A 20,947-nucleotide genomic window follows, 5' to 3' on the forward strand; every position below is an offset into this window, starting at 1 on the left:
TCCCCCGCGCTTATTCCGCCGCGGCCTTGAAATTGTTTCGCGCCAGGGCCGAACATTCGGCCATGACGGCCGACGCACGCGCGATCGGGTTCGTCAAATAGAAGTCTTTCACCGGCGACGCAAACACCGATTTCGCCATCGCACCGGCTTTTTGTGCAAGCGCGTCGATTTCGCCCGGTGCGCCCGGAGCGATCGCATCGACCTCGGCAAAATGCGGGTGGTCGGCATAGAGCTTACGGCGCAGTTCGGCGAGCGAGTCGAAGGGCAGCCGCTTGCCGAGCACGTCGGAGAGCGCGCGCAGGATCGCCCAGTCTTCGCGGGCGTCGCCCGGCGCGAAGCCCGCGCGGTTGCCCATCTGCACGCGGCCCTCGGTGTTGACCCAGGTACCCGACTTCTCGGTATAGGCAGCGCCGGGCAGGATCACATCGGCGCCATGCGCGCCATTGTCGCCATGCGAACCGATATAGACGGTGAAGCCGGCCTTGTTCGACAGATCCACCTCGTCGGCGCCGAGCAGGAACAGAACCTGGGCGGAAGCCGCGATATCGGCCGCCGTGCGGCGCGCATCGCCGGGTACGAAGCCGAGATCCAGCGCGCCGACGCGGGCGGCAGCGGTATGGAGAACGGCAAAGCCGTTCCACTCGGCCGAGACCGCGCCGACGGCGGCGGCAAGCTTGGCGGCCTGGGCCAGAACGGCGAAGCCGCCCTCCCCTGCCAGCGCGCCCTGGCCGACGATGATCATCGGCCGCTTCGCGTTCTTCAGCACATCGAGGAAGCTGCCATTGCCGGCGACCAGATCGGCCAGCGTGTCGGTGCCGGCGCCGAGATAGGCGTATTCATAGCGCAGTTCCGCGGCCTCGCCGATCAGACCGATCGGGAAATTGCCCTGGCGGAAGCGCTTGCGCAGCCGGGCATTAAGCACCGCCGCCTCGAAGCGCGGATTGGCGCCGATGATCAATGCGGCATCCGCCTGTTCGATACCCTGAATGGTTGGGTTGAACAGGTAGCTGGCGCGGCCCAGCGACGGGTCGAGCGCGGCGCCGTCCTGGCGGCAATCGACATCGCTGCTGCCGAGCGCATTGACCAGCAGCTTCAGCGCGTAGATTTCCTCGACGGAGGCGAGATCGCCGGCGATCGCGCCGATCTTTCCGCCCTGCGTGGCCGCAACGGCGGTCTTGATAGCGCCAAAGGCCTCGCCCCAGGTGGCGGGCTGCAGCCGGCCGTCCTTCTTGACATAGGGGCGGTCGAGACGCTGGGTCTTCAGACCATCCCAGATGAAGCGGGTCTTGTCGGAGATCCACTCCTCGTTGATCTCTTCGTTGACGCGCGGCATCACGCGCATCACTTCGCGGCCGCGCGTGTCGACGCGGATGGCCGAGCCAAGCGCGTCCATCACGTCGATCGATTCGGTCTTGCCGAGTTCCCAGGGACGAGCATGGAAGGCATAGGGCTTCGAGGTCAGAGCGCCGACCGGGCAGAGATCGACGACATTGCCCTGGAGCTCGGAGGTCATGGCCTGCTCGAGATAGGTGGTGATCTCGGCATCCTCGCCGCGGCCGATCAGGCCGAGCTCGGCAATGCCGGCCACTTCGGTGGTGAAGCGGACGCAGCGCGTGCAGTGAATGCAGCGGTTCATCACCGTCTTGACCAGCGGGCCGATATATTTGTCTTCGACCGCGCGCTTGTTCTCATTGTAGCGGGTGGAGTCGACGCCGAAGGCCATGGCCTGGTCCTGCAAGTCGCATTCGCCGCCCTGGTCGCAGATCGGGCAGTCCAGCGGATGGTTGATCAGCAGGAATTCCATCACGCCCTCGCGGGCCTTCTTGACCATCGGCGTGGTGGTGAAGACCTCGGGGGCTTCGCCGTTGGGGCCGGGACGCAGGTCGCGCACGCCCATGGCGCAGGAGGCCGCCGGCTTCGGCGGGCCGCCCTTGACCTCGATCAGACACATGCGGCAATTGCCGGCCACCGACAGCCGCTCATGGAAACAGAAGCGCGGGACTTCGGCGCCGGCCTCCTCGCATGCCTGAAGCAGCGTGAAGTGATCCGGAACCTCGATCTCTTTTCCGTCGACTTTCAGCTTGGCCATTTTCGTATTCGATCCTGTGCTTCGTTCACCGGCTTTCGCGCTTGTGAACCCACCCCTTGCCCTGCCTCAACTAAAGCGCGGCAAATCCTTAATTCTTCATCAGTTCCCGGGCCTGTTCGACCCAGCCATCCCGCTCGATACGGCCGGAGACACCAAGCTCGGCATCCACCCGCTTCACATCATCCTCGCTCCAGGCGGCGATCTCGGCATAGCGGGTCACGCCCAGCCCGTTCAGCACCTGTTCCAGCTTCGGCCCGATGCCCGAGATCTTCTTCAGATCATCGGCCGTCTTGTCAGCCCGCCGGCGCGGCGCGGCTGGCTTGGAGGCCGTTGCCCGCGCTTTGGGCTTCTTCGCAGCCGGAGCACCCTTGGGCTCGGCTTTCGCTTCGGCCTCAGGCTCCTCGGGCAATCGCGCCTCCGGCAACGGCGCCACCAGCGCCTTGCTTGCAGGCTCTTCTGTCAACGCCGCCACGTCCGCGAGCGCGGCTTCGGGCTCCGCCACCGCTTCCGGCACGATTGCTTCCGGCACGACAGGCGCCTCAGCAGGCTCAGCGACGACGGCAGGCGCCGCGGCCTGGGCCTCGTCCTTATCTGATGCCACGTCCGGCTCGGCAGGCGTCTCGCGGTCCGCCGCGGTCTTCCTGGCCGCATCGGACATCCCCTGCATCGCGCCGAGCATGATGCCGGCGAGCTGGCTGGTGACCCCAAAGCCCACCGCCGTGGCGGCCGCAAACGCCGCCACCGGGTGCTGCATCATCGGCATCTTGTTCAGCCAGTCGCTCAGCGCCGAGATGTCTTTGCCGATGTCGGCCGGTTTCGACGTCTGGCCAGGGGCAAAGTCAGCGCCGGCCCCATTGGCTTGCTTGTCCTTGTCCTCGCCAGGCTTCGTCATCCTGCTTACTCCGCGGCTTGCATCACCGCCCCGTGCGGGGTGGCGTTGCGGGTGAATTCGTCGATGCGCTTTTCCATCTCGGGACGGAAGTTGCGGATCAGGCCCTGGATCGGCCAGGCGGCAGCGTCGCCGAGCGCGCAGATCGTGTGGCCTTCCACCTGCTTCGTCACGTCGAACAGCATGTCGATTTCGCGCTTCTGCGCCCGGCCCTGAACCATACGCTCCATGACGCGCATCATCCAGCCGGTGCCTTCGCGGCACGGCGTGCACTGGCCGCAGCTCTCATGCTTGTAGAAGGCCGCAAGCCGCCAGATCGCCTTGATGATATCGGTCGACTTGTCCATCACGATGACGGCCGCAGTGCCGAAGGACGACTTGACGTCCCGCATGCCGTCGAAGTCCATCGGCGCGTCGATGATGTGCTCGGCCTTGACGACCGGGCAGGACGAGCCGCCGGGGATGACGGCGAGCAGATTGTCCCAGCCGCCGCGAATGCCGCCGCAATGACGCTCGATCAGTTCGCGGAACGGAATGCCCATGGCATCCTCGACCGTGCAGGGCCGGTTGACGTGGCCGGAGACCATGAACAGCTTGGTGCCGACATTGTTCGGGCGGCCGATCGAGGAGAACCAGCCGGCGCCACGGCGCAGAATGGTCGGCGCCACCGCGATCGACTCGACATTGTTGACCGTCGTCGGGCAGCCATAGAGGCCCATATTGGCCGGGAACGGCGGCTTCAGGCGCGGCTGGCCCTTCTTGCCTTCGAGGCTTTCGAGCAGCGCGGTTTCCTCGCCGCAGATATAGGCGCCGGCGCCGTGATGAACGAAGACGTCCATGTCCCAGCCGAGCTTGTTGTTCCGGCCGAGCAGGCCGGCATCATAGCATTCGTCGATCGCGCGCTGCAGCGCCTCGCGCTCGCGCATATATTCGCCGCGCACATAGATATAGGCGGCATGCGCGCCCATGGCGAAGCTGGCGATGACGCAACCCTCGATCAGCGTGTGCGGATCGTGGCGCATGATGTCGCGGTCCTTGCAGGTGCCGGGCTCGGATTCGTCGGCATTGACCACGAGGTAATGCGGACGGCCATCGCTTTCCTTCGGCATGAAGGACCATTTCAGGCCGGTCGGGAAGCCGGCGCCGCCACGGCCGCGCAGGCCGGACGCCTTCATCTCGTTGATGATCCAGTCGCGACCCTTTTCCAGGATCTGCTTGGTGCCGTCCCAGTGGCCGCGGCTCATCGCGCCCTTCAGCGACTTGTCGTGAAGGCCGTAGAGGTTCGTGAAGATGCGATCCTGATCCTGCAGCATGGGCTTATTCCTTGGCCTTGTCGGCATTGTCGCCGGAGACATCAGCGCTTGCCTTGGCGCCTTCGCTGTCGGTCGCGGGCGTCTTCAGCTTCGGATCGGTTTCCGGGGTATCGGTGGTCGGCCGGCCGGCATTGGCGGGCGGCACGCTCGCGCCGGGCGCCGCGCTGCCGTTCGAAGGCGTGGCGCCGGCGGCGACGGATTCATTCGTCAGCGTCGTCAGGCCGCCCTCGGGCGCGGAGAACACACGGTCGATCTGCGGGCCGGTCGGCACGGAGGCGCCCTCACCTGCCTCGAAACGATCGATGATCTCCTCGAGACGCTCGACCGTCAGATCCTCGTAGGAGTCCTTGAAGATCATTACCATCGGGGCATTGACGCAGGCGCCCTGACACTCCACCTCTTCCCAGGACAGGGTTCCGGCAGCATTGGGCGTGAGCGGATCATGATGAATGCGGTGCCGACACAGATCGATCAGCGCTTCCGAGCCGCGCAGCATGCAGGGCGTCGTGCCGCAGACCTGCACATGGGCGCGGGTGCCGATCGGCTTGAGCTGGAACTGGGTGTAGAAGGTCGCCACTTCGAGCACGCGGATATAGGGCATCTCCAGCATGTCGGCGACATGCTCGATGGCGGCCTTGGTGACCCAGCCATCCTGTTCCTGCGCGCGCATCAGAAGCGGGATCACCGCGGACTGCTGCCGCCCCTCCGGATATTTGCGGATGGTGGCTTGGGCCCAGGCGGCATTGTCCGCATTGAAGGAGAAGCCCTGCGGCTGGAGGCTTTCCTCGGCTAGTCGACGAACAGACATTCTTCCCGCACCTTCATCAGTTTCTCGATCCGGCCATGGCGCCGCTCATGAGCGCGATGGTGCCGGCGGTGTTGCTGGCGCGGCCCGCGGCCGCGTCGGTATTCTGGCTGCCTTCCGCAGCCTCGGCGAGCAGCCGGTCAAGCGCCTGCAGAACGAAGCGGCGCGCGGCAACGGCACGCGGGCGCATCAGCGATCGACCTCGCCGAAGACGATATCCAGCGAGCCCAGGATCGCCGAGACGTCGGCGAGCTGGTGACCCCGACAGATGTAATCCATCGCCTGGAGATGCGCATAGCCCGGCGCGCGGATCTTGCAGCGATAGGGCTTGTTGGTCCCGTCCGAGACCAGATAGACGCCGAACTCGCCCTTGGGCGCTTCGACGGCGGCGTACACGTCACCTTCCGGCACGTGGTAGCCCTCGGTGTAAAGCTTGAAGTGATGGATCAGCGCTTCCATCGAGCGCTTCATCTCGCCACGCTTGGGCGGAACCATCTTGCCGTCGAGCGAGGAGACCGGTCCGGTCTTGGCATCGCCCAGCAGGCGGTTCACGCACTGGCGCATGATCTTCACCGATTCGCGCATTTCGATCATGCGGATCAGGTAGCGGTCGTAGCAGTCGCCGTTCTTGCCGATCGGAATGTCGAAGTCGAGATCGCCATAGCATTCATAGGGCTGCGACTTGCGCAGGTCCCAGGCCGCGCCCGAGCCGCGCACCATCACGCCGGAAAAGCCCCAGGCCCAGCAATCGTCCAGTGAGACCACGCCGATATCGACGTTGCGCTGCTTGAAGATGCGGTTGCCGGTGAGCAGCGTGTCGATGTCGTCGAGCGTCTTCAGGAACGGGTCCAGCCAGTTGCCGATATCCTCGACCAGCTGGTGCGGCAGATCCTGATGCACGCCGCCGGGACGGAAATAGGCGGCATGCATGCGCGCGCCCGAGGCACGCTCATAGAACACCATCAGCTTTTCGCGCTCCTCGAAGCCCCAGAGCGGCGGCGTCAGCGCGCCGACGTCCATGGCCTGGGTCGTCACGTTCAGCAGGTGCGACAGGATACGGCCAATCTCGGAATAGAGAACCCGGATCAGCTGGCCGCGGATCGGAACCTCGGTTCCGGTCAGGCGCTCGACGGCGAGCGCGAAGGCATGTTCCTGGTTCATCGGCGCGACATAGTCGAGCCGGTCGAAATAGGGCACGGCCTGAAGATAGGTCTTGGCCTCGATCAGCTTCTCGGTGCCGCGATGCAGCAGGCCGATATGCGGATCGACACGCTCGACGATTTCGCCGTCGAGCTCCAGCACCAGGCGCAGAACGCCGTGGGCGGCCGGATGCTGCGGGCCGAAGTTGATGTTGAAATTGCGGATATTGTGTTCGTTCATCTTGAACCGTCCCGGTGTTCGGGCTGCTGATCGCCGGAAAAGGCCGCGAAAACGTCGGCTCCGGTCATCATCGTCGTGTTGTTGGCGAAGGCGTAGAAGTCAGGCTTTTCGTCTGTGAAGAGCTGCGCCTGGAAGCGCACATCCTCTTGATCGTCGAGCGCATGGGCGGAGACCGCCCAGTGGCTCCCATCGCGCAGGCGCCAGAACAGGCTCGTGCCGCAGGCGCCGCAGAAAAGCCGCTCGGCCCAGTCCGACGAGCCATAGGCCTTGAGCGCGGCGGAATCGGCGAAAACCGGCTCGCTGCAGGAAAGAGCCATGAACGCCCCGCCGGCCCAGCGGCGACAGAGACCGCAATGACAGGCATGCATGTCCGCATCGGCCCGGAGCGTGAACCGCACCGCGCCGCACAGACATTCGCCGAAGCGCTCCAGCCTGTCGCCCGCTTCGCCCATCAGTTGGCCTTGGCCTTTTCGTCGCCGGGCAGCACGTAATCCGTGCCTTCCCAGGGAGAGAGGAAGTCGAAATTGCGGAATTCCTGACGCAGGACCACGGGCTCATAGACCACGCGCTTGGCTTCGTCGTCGTAGCGCACTTCGACATAGCCCGTCATCGGGAAGTCCTTGCGCAGCGGATAGCCCTCGAAGCCGTAATCCGTGAGGATGCGGCGCAGATCGGGATGACCGGTGAACAGGATGCCGTAGAGGTCATAGGCCTCGCGCTCGAACCAGTCGGCACCAGGATAAACCGCCGTCGACGAGGGAACCGGCTGGTCCTCGCCGGTGGCGACCTTGACGCGGATGCGCAGGTTCTTCGTCGGCGAGAGCAGGTGGTAGACCACGTCGAACCGCTCGGCGCGCTGCGGCCAGTCAACGCCGCAGACATCGATCAGATTGACGAAGCGGCAGCGCGGATCGTCCCGCAGGAAGGTCAGCACGGAAATGACGGCGTCGCGCGTCGTCACCACGGTCAGATCGCCGAAAGCGATGCCTGCCGAAAGGACACGCTCGCCGAGCGCCTCGCGGATCGTGCCGGCCAGATCGTTCAAAGCCTCGATCATTGTTCCAGCCCCTTAGCGCTCGATCGTGCCCGTGCGGCGGATCTTCTTCTGCAGCAGAAGCACGCCATAGAGCAGCGCTTCTGCCGTGGGAGGACAGCCCGGGACATAAATGTCTACCGGCACGACGCGGTCGCAGCCGCGCACCACCGAGTAGGAATAGTGATAGTAACCGCCGCCATTGGCGCAGGAGCCCATGGAAATGACGTAACGCGGCTCCGGCATCTGGTCATAGACCTTGCGCAGAGCCGGCGCCATTTTGTTGGTCAGCGTGCCGGCAACGATCATGACATCGGACTGGCGCGGCGAGGCGCGCGGAGCGAAACCGAAGCGCTCCACATCATAGCGCGGCATGGAGAGCTGCATCATCTCGACCGCGCAGCAGGCGAGACCGAAGGTCATCCACATCAGCGAGCCCGTGCGGGCCCAGTTGATCAGCTCGTCGGTGGAGGTGACGAGAAAACCCTTGTCGGCGAGTTCGTTGTTGATCTCGCCAAAGAAAGCGTCATCGCTGCCGACAGGCTTGCCGGTGTTGGGATCGATGATCCCCTTCGGCTGCGGCGCGACGAGCGTGTTGCCGGTTGCTACTCCCATTCGAGCGCTCCCTTCTTCCATTCATAGATGAAGCCCACGGTGAGGACCCCGAGGAAAACCATCATCGACCAGAAACCAAACCAGCCCATGCCCTTGAAGGCCACGGCCCAGGGAAACAGGAAGGCGACTTCGAGGTCGAAGATGATGAAGAGGATCGACACCAGATAAAAGCGGATGTCGAACTTCATGCGGGCATCGTCGAACGCGTTGAAGCCGCACTCATAGGCGGAAAGCTTTTCCGAGTCAGGTGCTTTGAACGCCACGGCGAAAGGCGCGATCAGCAGCGAGAGACCGATCACCAGCGATATGCCAATGAAGATGGCAATCGGGATATAGGAGCCAAGAAGGTCTGTCATTGTCCGTGTGTCCCTGCCCGCGGGGGAGGCGCCGGGTGGACGCCGTTTCCTCAGAAAGCCGCAAGGCCGAAAAAATGATGTTGCAACGCCCCGTGGTTACCGCAGCCGCTGCCCCTGCGCAAGCCTCGCGACCGGTTTTCACGCCGATCAATAGGCAGGAATGCGTGTCGTCCGGCATCCTCCGGCCGGCGGCCGAAAATAGCGACGACGATGGTGAAAAGATCATGAATGCGGGAGCGGTCTTCAAGGGCGAAAATGCGCCTGTTCGCTGGCGCACAGTCGCGGCGCGCGAGGCTTAAACCCGGCAGACTCATAGCGGCCGACGCACCGCCAACCACCCTGAGCAAGCGCCACCCACGCGCAAACCTGCGTGCGTCATATTGACGCACCGAACAGTGCTTTCCGAGTGAACACGATTTTTCTGAAAGAGAGAAAAGAGGGACATGGCGCGAGTGACGGGGCTCGAACCCGCGACCTCCGGCGTGACAGGCCGGCACTCTAACCGACTGAGCTACACCCGCGTATCTATGTCCTGGCCTTGGGGCCGATCAGATCCGAAGACCTGAAGAGTAATGGCGCGAGTGACGGGGCTCGAACCCGCGACCTCCGGCGTGACAGGCCGGCACTCTAACCGACTGAGCTACACCCGCGCATAACAAGAAAAACAGGCAGTTACCTCGAATTTCCCGACCGGGGCAGCAACGCCGCGTCCGATGAGCGGCTGTCTAAGGCGTTCCCTTGGGAGTGTCAAGCGACTTTGAAGACAAAATCGTGACGGCTTGATTTTCCACAATGGCCGCCCTCCCCTGCCCCCGCCAAAGGCCTTTCGTGCGACCCCGCCGATACGCGGCACATGCAACTCGCGCACGGGTGCACGTGCAGGCCTCCGTGACGGCCAATTTGCGGACAAGCAATGGTGCAATTTCGGCCAAAACGCGGATCAACAGAAAGGAGCGGCTACGACCGCTCGCCTAACCTGTTGTTTTATAAAGGATTGGCAAAGGGCCGTCAAAAAAATGATAAAAAACCGCAAGAAGGCTCTTGCGGTTTTCGCGGGGACCGAATAGATCACCCCTACCAACGCGGCGGGCGATTAGCTCAGTTGGTAGAGCGCCTCGTTTACACCGAGGATGTCGGGAGTTCGAGTCTCTCATCGCCCACCATTCTTCTTCCCCCTTGTATGTATTGTGCAGCCATTGCTAGACTTGCAGCGGCTTTTTGTCGTTTTCGTCTGGATTGGGGTTTGGCGCCTCGTCTGGCAAGCGATCCGGCTCCGGTTCGTTGATCGGCGGAGTCGGGGGAACGACTGGCGGCGTGGTGGGCGGTGTTGCCGGCACCGGTTCACCGGGAATCTGCGCGATGGTAACCGTCATGCGGGCTCCTTGTTGCTCGTTGTTCTCATCTTTTGGCGTTGTTCAGATCAGGCCTTCCCCGCAGCTGCGAGGGCAGAAGCCTGGGCGCTGCGTTGTCGGGCAGTTCCTTGCGATCAAGCCTGACCTGCCTCAGTGGCGCATCTCGTCCTTGCGCATGGGCATCTGATCGATGCGGGAGAAGATGGAGGAAGGATCGACCGGACGGTCGGACGTCAACTTCACCGTTCCGTCCTTGCCGATCAGAGCAATATGGAAACTGCCCGGCGCGGCATCGAGATCGCTCAGCAGAGCACCTGCATCAAGATGCGTTGTGGTAAGCGCCTCCGTGGGGCCGAAAAGCACACGCGCCGACGTCTCTGCTACGGATATCAGCACCAGATCGCGCTCGCGCAAAGCATCGGCTTGCGCCATGAAGCTGTCGGCCTGAGCGGCGGCCTCGATCCCGGTCTTGTCCTGAACAATGACGAGGACCCGATATTTCCATTCGAAGTCACGCAGGCTCGCGCCGCTTTCGACCGGCTCAGCGCCGACCCCGAGAACTTCGGTGACCAGGGATTTGAACATTGCTCTCTCCATTTCCACATCAGCCCGGGATTTTTACGTTGGAGCGGAGCTGACGGTCCGCCTCGGTCAGTCGATCGCCGCGCCTTGTGCGCCGAGGCGCTGCTGCGCCAGGGAGCGCACAGCCTGTTCAACCTCGTCCCGTTCCCAGCCTTCGGCTTCCGCCGTTGCAATCAGCGGCTCTAACTGCGCCGGGAGGTCCGGTCCCACCGCGGCTGCGAGATCCAGATCGCCCGCCTCGGCCAGACGCGTGAAGGCGGGACGAATAGCCTCCTCGCATCCTTGCGCACGGGCGGAGGAGGCAAGAACAGAGGTGGCGGCTGCGGGGGATGTCATCAGATGAAACTCCATGCGTTGTCGAAAGCGGTTGATCGGGACCATCGCGCTGCACCTCATAGGGTATGCAATGCCATAGCCTCTCCGTTCGGATCCCCCCGAACGGCTCCGGCTCTCCGGTGCGATGTTCAAAAGCCCTCGACAGGTCCTGTGCGCGGGATCGCCAGGGCTTGAGGGATGTTGTGTTGCTAACGATGGTGCCTGCCCTTTGTTCCGCTGCGAAGCCGCTGGTACGTGCAAGGCTTTTAGAACGGCGCGTCGCCGCTTTTGCGCGGCGGCAAGCGCCGGCATGCCGGGAGAATCCTGCAATTCGGCCGGTGCATGCGCAGTCACGGAATATTGGTTTGGCTTGAGACCGTGCCCAGCGTAGGCTCCTAGACGTTCGCGCGAATCCGTATGCTGGATCGGGCGGTCGTGCTGTGACGGCAAGGGGAGCCGGCGGCACGGGCGAATGCGCGGGGCCCATGACGGGCGTGAAAGCCGGGCGCGGAAACCTTGCACGGCCATGACGCCGCCGGATCCGGCGGCCCGATGCGCACAGACAGCATGACATCGACAGCACGATGCGGCGGTCGCTCCCGCGAGCGCGCGTCCGGCACGATATTGAAGGGGGAAGCCATGCCACGCAGAGAAAGCGACGAGAAGAACAGGGCTGACACGTCCAGCTTCGACGCGCTGATGACAGAGTGCCGCGACGACGGCGCGCAGCTCAGCCGAACCCTCCATGTCTTCGATGCCGGCCTGTTCGACCGGGCTCTGCTCGAGGCTCTGGTGACGGAAAACCGCGAACGCCGCGCGAAGGACTGACGCTCGCGCAGACCAGATGCCCGCGGCGTGCACTCCATGCGCGGCAGCGCGAATAGCTCCCGTCCCACAGGATCCGCGCCGCCCCCTGTTTCCGCCGATGCCTCAAAGCCGATGCAGCCGCACCTCCGGGCAGACGGAGCGGGCGATATCGCAGAGATGCTCGTGGTGGGTCAGATAGATCACCTGCCCCTTGCGCGCCATATCGCCCATCAGCCGGAAGGCGTGGCCCGCGCGCCGGTCGTCGAAGGTTTCCATGATGTCGTCGGCGATGAAAGGCAAGGGCTCGCGGAAGCCTGCCGTCTCGTGATAGCCGGCGATGCGCAGCGCCAGATAGAGCTGGAAGCGCGTGCCCTTGGAGAGATCCTCGGCGAATTTCGTGCCGCCGCCGGCTGGCCGGGCATAGAGCACCTCGCGCCCCTTCACCCGCTCGCTGCCGAGCCCCTCATAATCCCCGCCGCTGATGACGGAGAAGGCCTCGGAAGCGCGGGCCAGCATGGCGCTGCGGTGGCGCTCGCGATAGAGCCGCAGCGCCTCTTCACCCGCCAGAATGCCGGCACGCAGGCGCAGATAGCGGATCGCCCTGGTTTCGATCTCGGCCAGCACCGTGCGGCGCTGCTCTTCCAGATGCGCGGCAGCATCGCTTCCAGCCACCGCCGCCAGCGCCTTTTCCGCCGCGCGGCGTGCCACCAGCGCCTCGCCCGCCTGCGCCTCGGCCTCAGCCAGCCGCGCCTCCAGCGCCGCGCGCTCCTCCGCCAGAGCATGCCGGTCGAGCGCGTCGATCTGGGCCTCTGCCGTCTCGATCCGGTCGGCCTGCAGCCGGCGGCAGAGATCGTCCTCGGCATCGGCCAGCCGCTGGCGCAGCTGCGCACGCGCCTTCACCGCATCCAGGCCGGCGGCTACCTCATTGAGGCTGTCGGCCTGGAACAGCGCCAGCATCTCGCGTTTCAGGGCCTCGTGCCGCCCGAGATCCTCGGCCAGACGCGCCTCGTCCTCCTCGAGCCGCTGCTCCTCCTGCGCAAGGCGCTCGGCGATACGCTCGGCCTCTTGCGCGGCCTGCACGCGCCGGCGCAGCGCCTCCAGAACCGGCAGAGGCGGCGCATCGGCGGCCATAGGCTGCAGGTCAGCCAAGCGGGCGCGGAAGGCCGCCCTGTCGGCCTCCATGGCGGCGATGCGATGATCCAGATCGGCCAGGCGAATCACGAGCGCCTCCACCTCCTGCAGGATCGTGATCAGCGGCAGAACCATGGCGGGGGGCGGCACGGGCACATCGCCGGCGCCGCCCGATGTCGCCTGCAACCAGTCGAGCACGGCCGCCTTGGCCAGCGCCCGCTGCCATGCCTGCGCCCAGTCTTCAAGCTCCTGCCGTACGGCCGCATCATCCGCCCGCCGGCTTTCCAGCAGCTCGGCCGCCCGGGCGGCCGCCTCGCGGCCGGCCTTCTGGGCATGCGCCGCTTCCTGAAGCTCAGCCAGCAGGCGCTCTGCCCGTCGCACAAGCCCGTCCAGCCGCTCCGTCCCGGGGCCGCTGGCGCTTTCCCAGGGCAGCAGCCCCTGCGCGAGATCGGCCCGCAGTCCGGCCTCGTCGCCGGCCGCCCGGTCGAGATCCCGTTCGGCAAGCTGCAGCGCCGCCCGCGCGGCAAGCGCCTCGCTTCGGCGCGATAGCCAGGCCTCCAGCCGCGCCGGTGTCAGCGCGGGCTCCAGCGCGCAGGTCGCGCAGGCGGAACCCACCTCCGCCAGAATCCGAGCCTTGTCTTCGGCGATCGCCGCCAGCCGCTCGCCAAGGGCCGCGCGGCGCGCCAGCCGGTCTGCCCGCGCCTCGGCCAGATCGCGCAGGCGCGACAGGTCGGACGCCTGGGCAAGCCGGCTCGCGCCCGCCTCGTCATCAGCCATGAGGGCTACGCGGAAGCTCTGTGCGGTTTCGCTGTCGAGGGCGCTTGCATGTCTCTGCCAGGCTGCCTCACGCGCCGCGCGCAGGGCCGCGGCGGCGGCATCGTCGACAAGCCCGCCACGGCCCGCCAGCGCCTCAGCCCGGGCGGCATCTGCCGCAAGCTCCGTCTCGATCTCGCCGAGCCGGGACTGCTGGCGCAGACGCTCCTCCTCGAGGCTGGCAAGCCCAAGGCGCCAGGCGGAAATTTCCTCGTTGGTGGGAACCTGCAGCCCCGCCAGGGCATCGGCATCGCCGGTAAAGGGCGAGAGAAGGGCCAGCCTTTCTGTCAGTTCGACTGCCGCCTGCTCCCTGCGCCGCTCCGCCTCCTGCCGGCGCAGGCCGGCATCGCTGCCACGCGCAGCAGCAAGCGCCTGCTTCAGGGCTTCGACGGCATCCGGCGACGGGGGGGCAATTTCGCGGGGCGGCAGGGCGGCAGCCTCCGCCGGTTCCTGCCGCTTCAGCCGCGCGGAAGCCTGCTCGGCCGCCTGCAGCTCGCGCGCGGCAGTGCTCGCTCGCTCTGTCAGTTTGCCGTGCTGGACGACCAGCGCATGCAGATGGGCGGCCTCGCCGGCCGGCAGGATCAGCTTGGTCAGGGGAATGCTGTCGTCGATGCCCAGACGGGCGCGCTGCATGGCAAGCTCCGCCATCAGCCGCTGGCGTTCCGCCTGGCGCACCGGCAGATCCTGGATCGCGGCGCGTTCGCGCGCCTCGAGATTGTCCTGCAGCAGGGCGGACAGCGCGGGAGCCAGCGCCAGGGCCTGCGGATCGCGGGCGAGCCCTTCCAGCGCGCCATCCAGCCGCGCGCGCGCGGCCTCGGCCTGCACCTGTCGGGACGAAAGCGCCGCCTCCTCGCGCATCAGCCCCGGCAGGGCGGCAAACCAGGCGCTCGGCGGCTCCGGCAGGTCGCCATAGGCCTCCAGCTCCGCCCGGCCGGCACGCAGCCGCGCGAGGATTGGCAGGGCGTCGATGGCGGCGCGGCACTGGTCGAGCGCGGCCTGAAGGCCGGCGCGGGCCGAAAGCGCCTGCTCATGCGTCTCGGTCGCCAGATCCCGATCGCGCCGCAGCTCCTTGAAGGCGCGTGCGGTGACATCCAGCGCGGTCCTCTCCTGCTTCAGCCGCTCCAGCACATCCTTGAGCTCGCCGAGCTGATGCTTTCGCCCCTGGGGCTTGTAGAAGGCCTCGGCCTCGCCCTTCAATGCCTCCAGCGCCGCCGCCGTGTCCGGCAGGCCGGCGCTTGCGGCAAACAGCAGCGTGCCAAGCTCGCCCTCGCTCTTCAGGATCGCCTCGCCCCCCTGCTCGATGGTGTCGTCATCGAGCGAGAACATCATGCGGTAACCGGCCCGGTCGATCCCGCCAAGCGCGGCGGCAAAGAGACCGTCTGGCAGAGACCGGTCGGCCGCATCGATCAGCGTGTTCTGCGCACGCTTGACGCGGAACACCTCCTGCGCGCTGCCGCCCGCCTCCACGACGCCGCCGACGCGCATGGCGGCGTAAGGATGGAGGAAGCCATAGGCGCTGCGGGCCTCGATGCCGAACAGCAGATCGAGGAAACCGTTGAACAGCGTCGACTTGCCGGCTTCGTTCGGACCGTAGACGATGTGCAGGTCGGCGCCTTCCCCGCGCGGGCCGAAATCCAGGCGGCGGTCGGTGAACTTGCCGTAGCGGACGAGATCGAGACGGTTGAGGCGCATCAGGCAGGCTCTCCCGCGCGCGTGCCGGACAAAGCCGCCAGCACGTCTTCGGCGCCCTCCTGCGCCAGCATGGCCGTCAGCACGGCCGCGGCCTCCTCGTCGCGCACGAAGCGTTCGCGCAGCTCGCGCGGCAGCTGGCCGAGGAACTCCTCGAACAGAACCTCCACCTCGCGGCGGAAGCCCGGCGCGGTCAGCACATCCTCGCGCAGCAGCCGGCCCAGCTCGTCCACCGGATCGGCGGCATTGATGCTGGCTGCCGCCGGCGGCACGCAGGCGACGTCGATGGCCTCGATCCACAGGCCGGCCCGGCTGGCGGCGAGATTGGCGGCTTCCGCCAGGATGAGCTCGGGATCGCGGCGCAGACGCGCGGCGAGCGGCGTGGCGCCCGTCAGCACCAGCCGGGCAATGATCTGCCCCGCCCCATGCAGCCGCCGCCCGGCATCGAGCGCGCGGCCGATGGCCTGCAGCGCGCCGGACCAGCTCTCGACAGCGGAGAGATCGACCGCGATGCGCTCGAAAGCAGCCGTGCCGATCACCCGCGCCTCATGGGCAAGTGCGCCGTCCTCGCCGATGCTGACCAGCGTCACAGACTTTGCGCCGGCCTCGTTGATGTCGCGCCCCTGCGGCATTCCTGGCATGACGATCAGCGGCTTCTCGCTGTGCACCTGGCGCTGATGCACATGGCCGAGCGCCCAATAATCGAAGCCGTGGGCGATCAGCTCGCCAAGCGTGCAGGGCGCATAGGCGTCATGCCCCGGCGCGCCGGCAAGGCTGGTGTGCAGCATGCCGATATTGATCGCGTCCGCCATCGGCGGATGGAAACCCGGCAGCAGGCTCTCGGGCGCATGCGGATTGTCGAAGCCGACGCCATGCACATAGACCGGCCGGCCATTGCCGAGCGCACCCGCCAGCATCGGCCGCACCTTGCCGCTGAAGAGATAGACATTGTCGGGCAAGCTCAGCTCGCGCTTGATGGTCGAGGCGGAGTCATGATTGCCGCGGATAATGAAGACGCGGACATTGCCCGCTTCGAGCCGGCGAAGCTCGGCTGCCAGATAGAGCGCCGTGTTCATCGAGGTCTGTGCGCCGTCATAGAGGTCACCGGCGATCAGCAGCGCATCCACCCGCTCGGCCAGGCAGAGATCGACGATGGCCGCCAGCGCGGCGCGGGTGGCGCCGCGCACGAGTTCGGACAGATCCGGATTTTTGAGCGCCAGGCTCGACAGGGGGGAATCGAGATGGAGATCGGCGGTATGGACGAAGCGAAAGGGCATGGCGGCATTTCCCTTGCGGGGCTTGTTCTGCTAGGCATCGGACCGAAAAGTGGACCCCGGTCTTCGGAGACATCCGATGCACAAACAAGGACCCGGAGCATCGGATTGTGGGCGGCTTTCCGTCCGATGCGTCCGGGCACGGGCGGCCTGCCGCGATCGCTTGTTCATCTCACGCAAACCGACGGATCGAAAGCGCCGGTTAGAGCGTTTTCCGGCTGCTCTGTCAAACTTCAGGCAGTTTGGCGAAAGGGAATGGCCGTTGTCGCATAAGGCGCTATTTGACAGGGGCAGCTGCGTGTACAATGAGAAGATATGAAAAAGGCGTTCGACGTTTCCGACAAGCTGTTTGAGCTCTACCACCGCGTCCATCGGCTTCTCAACGAGTCGATGACCGAGGAAGGCGTCTCGCTGGCCCGCAGCAAGTTTCTCTTCTACCTCTGCAAGCTCGGCCCCTGTCGTTCGACCGATATTGCCGACGCGCTGAAATTCGCCCCGCGCACCGTCACCGAGGCGATTGACGGGCTGGAGCGCGACAAGCTCGTCGTGCGCCAGCCGGACCCGGACGACCGGCGCGCCAAGATCGTCACCATCACCGAAATGGGGCGACAGGCGCTCGAAGCTGCGGAGGGACCGCGCAAGCAGATGATCGGCGAACTCTTCGCCACGCTCGACGACAGCGAGCTCGACCAGCTGCACGATATCGTCGCCAAGCTGGTCGAAAAGGCCGAGGACATGCGCGCCAAGCGCAAGGAAGAGGTCAGCAGCGCCGCTGAGTGACGATGGCGGGGCTGGAGCGCCCTGCCCCTTTCTCCGCGGCACTGATCGCGTTGCCTTGCAGGGACATGCCCTTCGCTCGGTCGAATTCCCATCTCCGAGACGGGCGCCACGGCATCGGCGTCCATGTTATCTGCCTCCATGGGCGAAAACGAAAAAAGGTCCGGAGCAAGACCGGACCTTTCACTTCGCGTCTCAGCCGTCTGCCGACCGACCCTCTCGCAACAAGGCGCACTCGGCGCAGTTCGCGATGGCCTTGGCCGGACGGTGGCCAAATGGAACGTCTTAGTTGACGGCGTCCTTCAGGCCCTTGCCGGCCGTGAACTTCGGCACGTTGCGCGCGGGAATGTCCACTTCGGCGCCGGTCGAGGGATTGCGGCCCTTGGAGGCTTCGCGGCGGCTAACGGTGAAGTTGCCAAAACCGACGAGGCGAATGTCGCCGCCATTCTTCAGCTCGGTCTGGATCACGTCGAACAGGGCATCGACCGCCGACGCTGCATCATTCTTGGAAATGCCGGCCTTGTCGGCAACAGCAGACACGAGCTCGTTCTTATTCATGTTTCCACCCTTTCACTCGGTTCGAAACGATTTTGATCGCGCGGCGAAAATGACCGAATCCTAAAAGAGATCGGTCAGCCGCTGCACCAGTCACGGGCAATCGCCCTTTGGCGGACCCCGGCGCTGACACGACGCCGGACACCGTCACGAAGGCGGGCGGCGCGCATCGGCAAACCGTCCGTCTTGGCAACCCATTCACTCCGAATGCCCGGGAATGCAAGGGTTTGCGGCCCATAAACGTGAAAAAGACCGGCCTTTGGCCGGTCTTTCACAAAAAAAGCCGTGAGATCAGGCGGGAGAGCCCCGCCTGATCTCTATCAGTGCGCGAAGCTCGACGACGCCTCGTCCACCTCGGCAACCGGCTTCATCGAGGCCGCCTGCTTGGCCGCATCCCATTCGATGGCTTCCGGCTGGCGCGTCAGTGCATGCTGCAGCACCTCGCCGATCATCGAGACGGGCACGATTTCCAGGCTGTTCTTCACATTGTCCGGAATGTCGGCCAGGTCCTTGGCGTTCTCTTCCGGGATCAGCACCTTCTTGATCCCGCCGCGCAGGGCCGCCAGGAGCTTTTCCTTCAGGCCGCCGATCGGCAGGACACGGCCGCGCAGCGTGATCTCGCCGGTCATCGCCACATCCTTGTTGACTGGAATGCCGGTCATGATCGAGACGATGGCGGTGGCCATGGCAACGCCGGCCGAGGGGCCGTCCTTCGGGGTCGCGCCTTCGGGAACGTGCACGTGGATGTCGTTCTTCTCGAACATCGGCGGCTCGATGCCGAAATCGATGGCGCGGGAGCGGACGTAGGACGCCGCCGCCGAGATCGATTCCTTCATCACGTCCTTCAGATTGCCCGTCACCGTCATGCGGCCCTTGCCGGGCATCATCACGCCTTCGATGGTCAGCAGCTCGCCGCCCACTTCCGTCCAGGCCAGACCCGTGACAACGCCGACCTGATCGGTGCGCTCGGCCTCGCCATGGCGATAGCGCGGCACACCGAGATAGTCGGCAATATTGGCGCCCGTCACCTCGACCCGCTCGGCCTTGCCCTTGAGGATCTCGGTGACGGCCTTGCGGGCGAGCTTCATCAGCTCGCGCTCGAAGGAGCGCACACCGGCTTCACGGGTATAGGTCTGGATCACGGCGCGCAGGGCGTCGTCGGTCACCGCGAACTCCTTCGCCTGCAGCGCATGGTCCGCCACCGCCTTGGGCAGAAGGTGCCGTCGGGCGATCTCCAGCTTTTCCTCTTCGGTATAGCCTGCGATGCGGATCACTTCCATGCGGTCCATCAGCGGAGCCGGGATGTTGAGCGTGTTCGCCGTCGTGATGAACATCACGTTCGACAGATCGTACTCGACCTCCAGATAGTGGTCCATGAAGGTGGCGTTCTGTTCCGGATCCAGCACCTCAAGCAGAGCGGAAGACGGATCGCCGCGGAAATCCTGGCCCATCTTGTCGATCTCATCGAGCAGGAAGAGCGGATTGGAGCGCTTGGCCTTCTTCATCGACTGGATGACCTTGCCGGGCATCGAGCCGATATAGGTCCGGCGGTGGCCGCGGATCTCGGCCTCGTCACGCACGCCGCCCAGCGCCATGCGGACATATTCACGTCCCGTGGCCTTGGCGATCGAGCGGGCGAGCGAGGTCTTGCCGACACCCGGAGGGCCAACGAGGCACAGGATCGGACCCTTGATCTTGGCCGAGCGTGCCTGCACGGCGAGATATTCGACGATCCGTTCCTTGACCTTGTCGAGGCCGAAATGATCCTCGTCCAGAACCTTCTCGGCATTGTTGAGATCGGTCTTGACCTTGGACTTCTTGCCCCAGGGAATGCCGGTCAGCCAGTCGAGATAATTCCGCACGACGGTGGCTTCTGCCGACATCGGGCTCATCTGACGCAGCTTCTTCAGCTCGCCCTCGGCCTTTTCACGGGCCTCCTTGGACAGCTTGGCCTTGTTGATGCGATCTTCCAGCTCGGCCATCTCGTCGCGGCCTTCCTCGCCGTCGCCGAGCTCCTTCTGGATCGCCTTCATCTGCTCGTTCAGGTAATATTCGCGCTGGGTCTTCTCCATCTGGCGCTTGACGCGCGAGCGGATGCGCTTCTCAACCTGGAGGACGGAGATCTCACCTTCCATGAAGCCGAGCGCCTTTTCAAGGCGCAGCTTGACGCTGGTCGTCTCCAGCATTTCCTGCTTTTCGACGATCTTGATCGACAGATGGGACGCGACCGTGTCAGCGAGCTTGGAATAGTCCTCGATCTGGCTCGCGGCGCCGACCACCTCGGGCGAGATCTTCTTGTTGAGCTTCACATAGCTCTCGAATTCGGAGACGACCGAGCGGCTGAGCGCTTCGATCTCCACCGGATCCTCGGCCGGCTCTTCCAGGGCATGGGCCAGCGCCTCGTAGAATTCCTCGCGACGCGTATAGCCATCGATCTCGGCGCGGGCGCGGCCTTCGACCAGCACCTTCACCGTCCCATCGGGCAGCTTGAGCAGTTGCAGGACATTGGCGATCGTGCCGACCTGATAGATGGCCGAGGGTTCCGGATCGTCGTCACTGGCATTGATCTGGGTGGCGAGCATGATCTGCTTGTCCGTGCCCATGACCTCTTCCAGCGCGCGGATCGACTTCTCGCGTCCGACAAAGAGCGGAACGATCATATGCGGAAAGACCACGATATCGCGCAGCGGCAACACCGGGTATGTCGCGCTATCGGTCGCCGGAGACGTCTTTTTCGTCATTTCAGTTCCTTTCCGACCCGTTTCCGGGCCATTGCCGCAGCGCATTCAAGGTGCGCCGGGTTCTCGACTTTCTCAGCAGAAATGGCGTTTCGAGAGCTGGCTTTCAACCCTCGGGCCCGCTCTTCGCCAGTCCTCGCCATCTGGCGATCAAGGCTTTGATCCAAGCCCCGATTAGACGGCAGCGAACGTGCCTCAGGCTTGCCAGTCCGGCGCGCTCGGTCGAATCGTTCCGCCAAAGACCGCCGCGCAGACGCATAACATCAGGGGTCGCGACATCATCGCGCTGCCCAAGCGTTTGCGCAACCATTCATTTTAGGGGCGCTGCCTTGACGCAGTCTAGAGGCGGTCGGGGCACGCCGGTGAGCGGCACGGGCACGCCATCCGGCGCCGCAGACATCGCAGAGTTGGCAGATGCATCGATCGCCGATTCG

20 protein-coding genes and 3 tRNA genes are annotated in these 20,947 nt (G+C 65.1%); 4 read left to right on the forward strand and 19 right to left on the reverse strand.

The window, feature by feature from the left end:
• Positions 1–10: 10 nt before the first annotated feature.
• From nuoG to BJF92_RS08580, 10 genes are all read right to left on the reverse strand, one after another.
• Positions 11–2,089 carry an NADH-quinone oxidoreductase subunit NuoG gene (gene nuoG, locus BJF92_RS08540; RefSeq protein ID WP_075634343.1) on the reverse strand — a complete coding sequence of 693 codons (2,079 nt, stop codon included), beginning with the start codon at positions 2,087–2,089 and terminating at the stop codon, positions 11–13.
• Positions 2,090–2,177: 88 nt separating this feature from the next.
• Positions 2,178–2,981, reverse strand: coding sequence for a hypothetical protein (locus BJF92_RS08545; RefSeq protein WP_075634344.1), 804 nt, complete (start codon positions 2,979–2,981; stop codon positions 2,178–2,180).
• Positions 2,982–2,986: 5 nt separating this feature from the next.
• On the reverse strand, positions 2,987–4,291 hold the full coding sequence (gene nuoF / locus BJF92_RS08550; protein ID WP_075634345.1) for an NADH-quinone oxidoreductase subunit NuoF: 1,305 nt from the start codon (positions 4,289–4,291) through the stop codon (positions 2,987–2,989).
• 4 nt (positions 4,292–4,295) lie between these two features.
• Positions 4,296–5,099, reverse strand: coding sequence for an NADH-quinone oxidoreductase subunit NuoE (nuoE, locus tag BJF92_RS08555; protein WP_075634346.1), 804 nt, complete (start codon positions 5,097–5,099; stop codon positions 4,296–4,298).
• A gap of 16 nt (positions 5,100–5,115) precedes the next feature.
• On the reverse strand, positions 5,116–5,286 hold the full coding sequence (locus BJF92_RS25530; RefSeq protein WP_158032212.1) for a hypothetical protein: 171 nt from the start codon (positions 5,284–5,286) through the stop codon (positions 5,116–5,118).
• Positions 5,286–6,476 carry an NADH-quinone oxidoreductase subunit D gene (locus BJF92_RS08560; RefSeq protein WP_075634347.1) on the reverse strand — a complete coding sequence of 397 codons (1,191 nt, stop codon included), beginning with the start codon at positions 6,474–6,476 and terminating at the stop codon, positions 5,286–5,288. Before BJF92_RS08560 ends, BJF92_RS25530 begins: the two co-directional genes overlap by 1 nt.
• Positions 6,473–6,928, reverse strand: a complete 456-nt coding sequence (locus tag BJF92_RS08565) for a GFA family protein (protein ID WP_075634348.1) — start codon at positions 6,926–6,928, stop codon at positions 6,473–6,475. The genes BJF92_RS08560 and BJF92_RS08565 overlap by 4 nt, the downstream gene beginning before the upstream one ends.
• The gene (locus BJF92_RS08570) at positions 6,928–7,533 is read right to left on the reverse strand and encodes an NADH-quinone oxidoreductase subunit C (RefSeq protein ID WP_075634349.1); all 606 of its coding nucleotides are present in this window, start codon (positions 7,531–7,533) and stop codon (positions 6,928–6,930) included. The genes BJF92_RS08565 and BJF92_RS08570 overlap by 1 nt, the downstream gene beginning before the upstream one ends.
• A gap of 12 nt (positions 7,534–7,545) precedes the next feature.
• The gene (locus BJF92_RS08575; RefSeq protein ID WP_075634350.1) at positions 7,546–8,124 is read right to left on the reverse strand and encodes a NuoB/complex I 20 kDa subunit family protein; all 579 of its coding nucleotides are present in this window, start codon (positions 8,122–8,124) and stop codon (positions 7,546–7,548) included.
• Entirely contained in the window at positions 8,115–8,480 is a 366-nt protein-coding gene (locus BJF92_RS08580; RefSeq protein WP_075634351.1) for an NADH-quinone oxidoreductase subunit A, read from the reverse strand. The genes BJF92_RS08575 and BJF92_RS08580 overlap by 10 nt, the downstream gene beginning before the upstream one ends.
• Positions 8,481–8,515: 35 nt before the next feature.
• Here BJF92_RS08580 and BJF92_RS08585 point away from each other — a divergent pair, with 35 nt between their 5' ends.
• Positions 8,516–8,779 carry a hypothetical protein gene (locus BJF92_RS08585; RefSeq protein WP_075634352.1) on the forward strand — a complete coding sequence of 88 codons (264 nt, stop codon included), beginning with the start codon at positions 8,516–8,518 and terminating at the stop codon, positions 8,777–8,779.
• Positions 8,780–8,924: 145 nt separating this feature from the next.
• Here BJF92_RS08585 and BJF92_RS08590 read toward each other — a convergent pair.
• Together BJF92_RS08590 and BJF92_RS08595 are read right to left on the reverse strand one after the other, a co-directional pair.
• Positions 8,925–9,001, reverse strand: a tRNA-Asp gene (locus BJF92_RS08590).
• Between the two features lie 52 nt (positions 9,002–9,053).
• Positions 9,054–9,130: transfer RNA gene (locus BJF92_RS08595), tRNA-Asp, on the reverse strand.
• Between the two features lie 437 nt (positions 9,131–9,567).
• Between BJF92_RS08595 and BJF92_RS08600 the strand changes: the two genes are divergently transcribed.
• Positions 9,568–9,643 (forward strand) — tRNA-Val (locus tag BJF92_RS08600).
• A 36-nt stretch (positions 9,644–9,679) separates the two neighbouring features.
• Here BJF92_RS08600 and BJF92_RS25740 read toward each other — a convergent pair.
• From BJF92_RS25740 to BJF92_RS08610, 3 genes are all read right to left on the reverse strand, one after another.
• Positions 9,680–9,853 carry a hypothetical protein gene (locus BJF92_RS25740; RefSeq protein ID WP_198931538.1) on the reverse strand — a complete coding sequence of 58 codons (174 nt, stop codon included), beginning with the start codon at positions 9,851–9,853 and terminating at the stop codon, positions 9,680–9,682.
• Positions 9,854–9,982: 129 nt separating this feature from the next.
• On the reverse strand, positions 9,983–10,417 hold the full coding sequence (locus BJF92_RS08605) for a DUF4174 domain-containing protein (protein WP_075634353.1): 435 nt from the start codon (positions 10,415–10,417) through the stop codon (positions 9,983–9,985).
• Between the two features lie 66 nt (positions 10,418–10,483).
• Positions 10,484–10,795: a hypothetical protein gene (locus BJF92_RS08610; protein WP_143523977.1), complete on the reverse strand. Its 312-nt coding sequence runs from the start codon at positions 10,793–10,795 to the stop codon at positions 10,484–10,486.
• A 573-nt stretch (positions 10,796–11,368) separates the two neighbouring features.
• Between BJF92_RS08610 and BJF92_RS08615 the strand changes: the two genes are divergently transcribed.
• Positions 11,369–11,557 carry a hypothetical protein gene (locus tag BJF92_RS08615; RefSeq protein WP_075634355.1) on the forward strand — a complete coding sequence of 63 codons (189 nt, stop codon included), beginning with the start codon at positions 11,369–11,371 and terminating at the stop codon, positions 11,555–11,557.
• A gap of 102 nt (positions 11,558–11,659) precedes the next feature.
• Here the strand turns inward: BJF92_RS08615 and BJF92_RS26250 are convergent, their stop codons facing one another.
• Together BJF92_RS26250 and BJF92_RS08625 are read right to left on the reverse strand one after the other, a co-directional pair.
• Positions 11,660–15,172 carry an ATP-binding protein gene (locus tag BJF92_RS26250; RefSeq protein WP_075634356.1) on the reverse strand — a complete coding sequence of 1,171 codons (3,513 nt, stop codon included), beginning with the start codon at positions 15,170–15,172 and terminating at the stop codon, positions 11,660–11,662.
• A complete protein-coding gene (locus tag BJF92_RS08625; RefSeq protein ID WP_075634357.1) occupies positions 15,172–16,446 on the reverse strand; it encodes a metallophosphoesterase family protein in 1,275 nt (424 codons plus the stop codon). Before BJF92_RS08625 ends, BJF92_RS26250 begins: the two co-directional genes overlap by 1 nt.
• Positions 16,447–16,758: 312 nt before the next feature.
• On the opposite strand from BJF92_RS08625, the gene BJF92_RS08630 reads away from it, so the two are divergent.
• Entirely contained in the window at positions 16,759–17,223 is a 465-nt protein-coding gene (locus BJF92_RS08630; protein WP_075634358.1) for a MarR family winged helix-turn-helix transcriptional regulator, read from the forward strand.
• Between the two features lie 282 nt (positions 17,224–17,505).
• Here the strand turns inward: BJF92_RS08630 and hupB are convergent, their stop codons facing one another.
• Both hupB and lon read right to left on the reverse strand, forming a co-directional pair.
• Positions 17,506–17,778 (reverse strand): DNA-binding protein HupB, encoded by a 273-nt coding sequence (hupB, locus tag BJF92_RS08635; protein ID WP_075634359.1) that lies wholly within the window; start codon positions 17,776–17,778, stop codon positions 17,506–17,508.
• A gap of 317 nt (positions 17,779–18,095) precedes the next feature.
• Entirely contained in the window at positions 18,096–20,516 is a 2,421-nt protein-coding gene (gene lon / locus BJF92_RS08640; RefSeq protein WP_075634360.1) for an endopeptidase La, read from the reverse strand.
• Positions 20,517–20,947 lie beyond the last annotated feature (431 nt).

It is taken from the genome of Xaviernesmea rhizosphaerae, from assembly GCF_001938945.1.
Lineage (GTDB): Bacteria > Pseudomonadota > Alphaproteobacteria > Rhizobiales > Rhizobiaceae > Xaviernesmea > Xaviernesmea rhizosphaerae.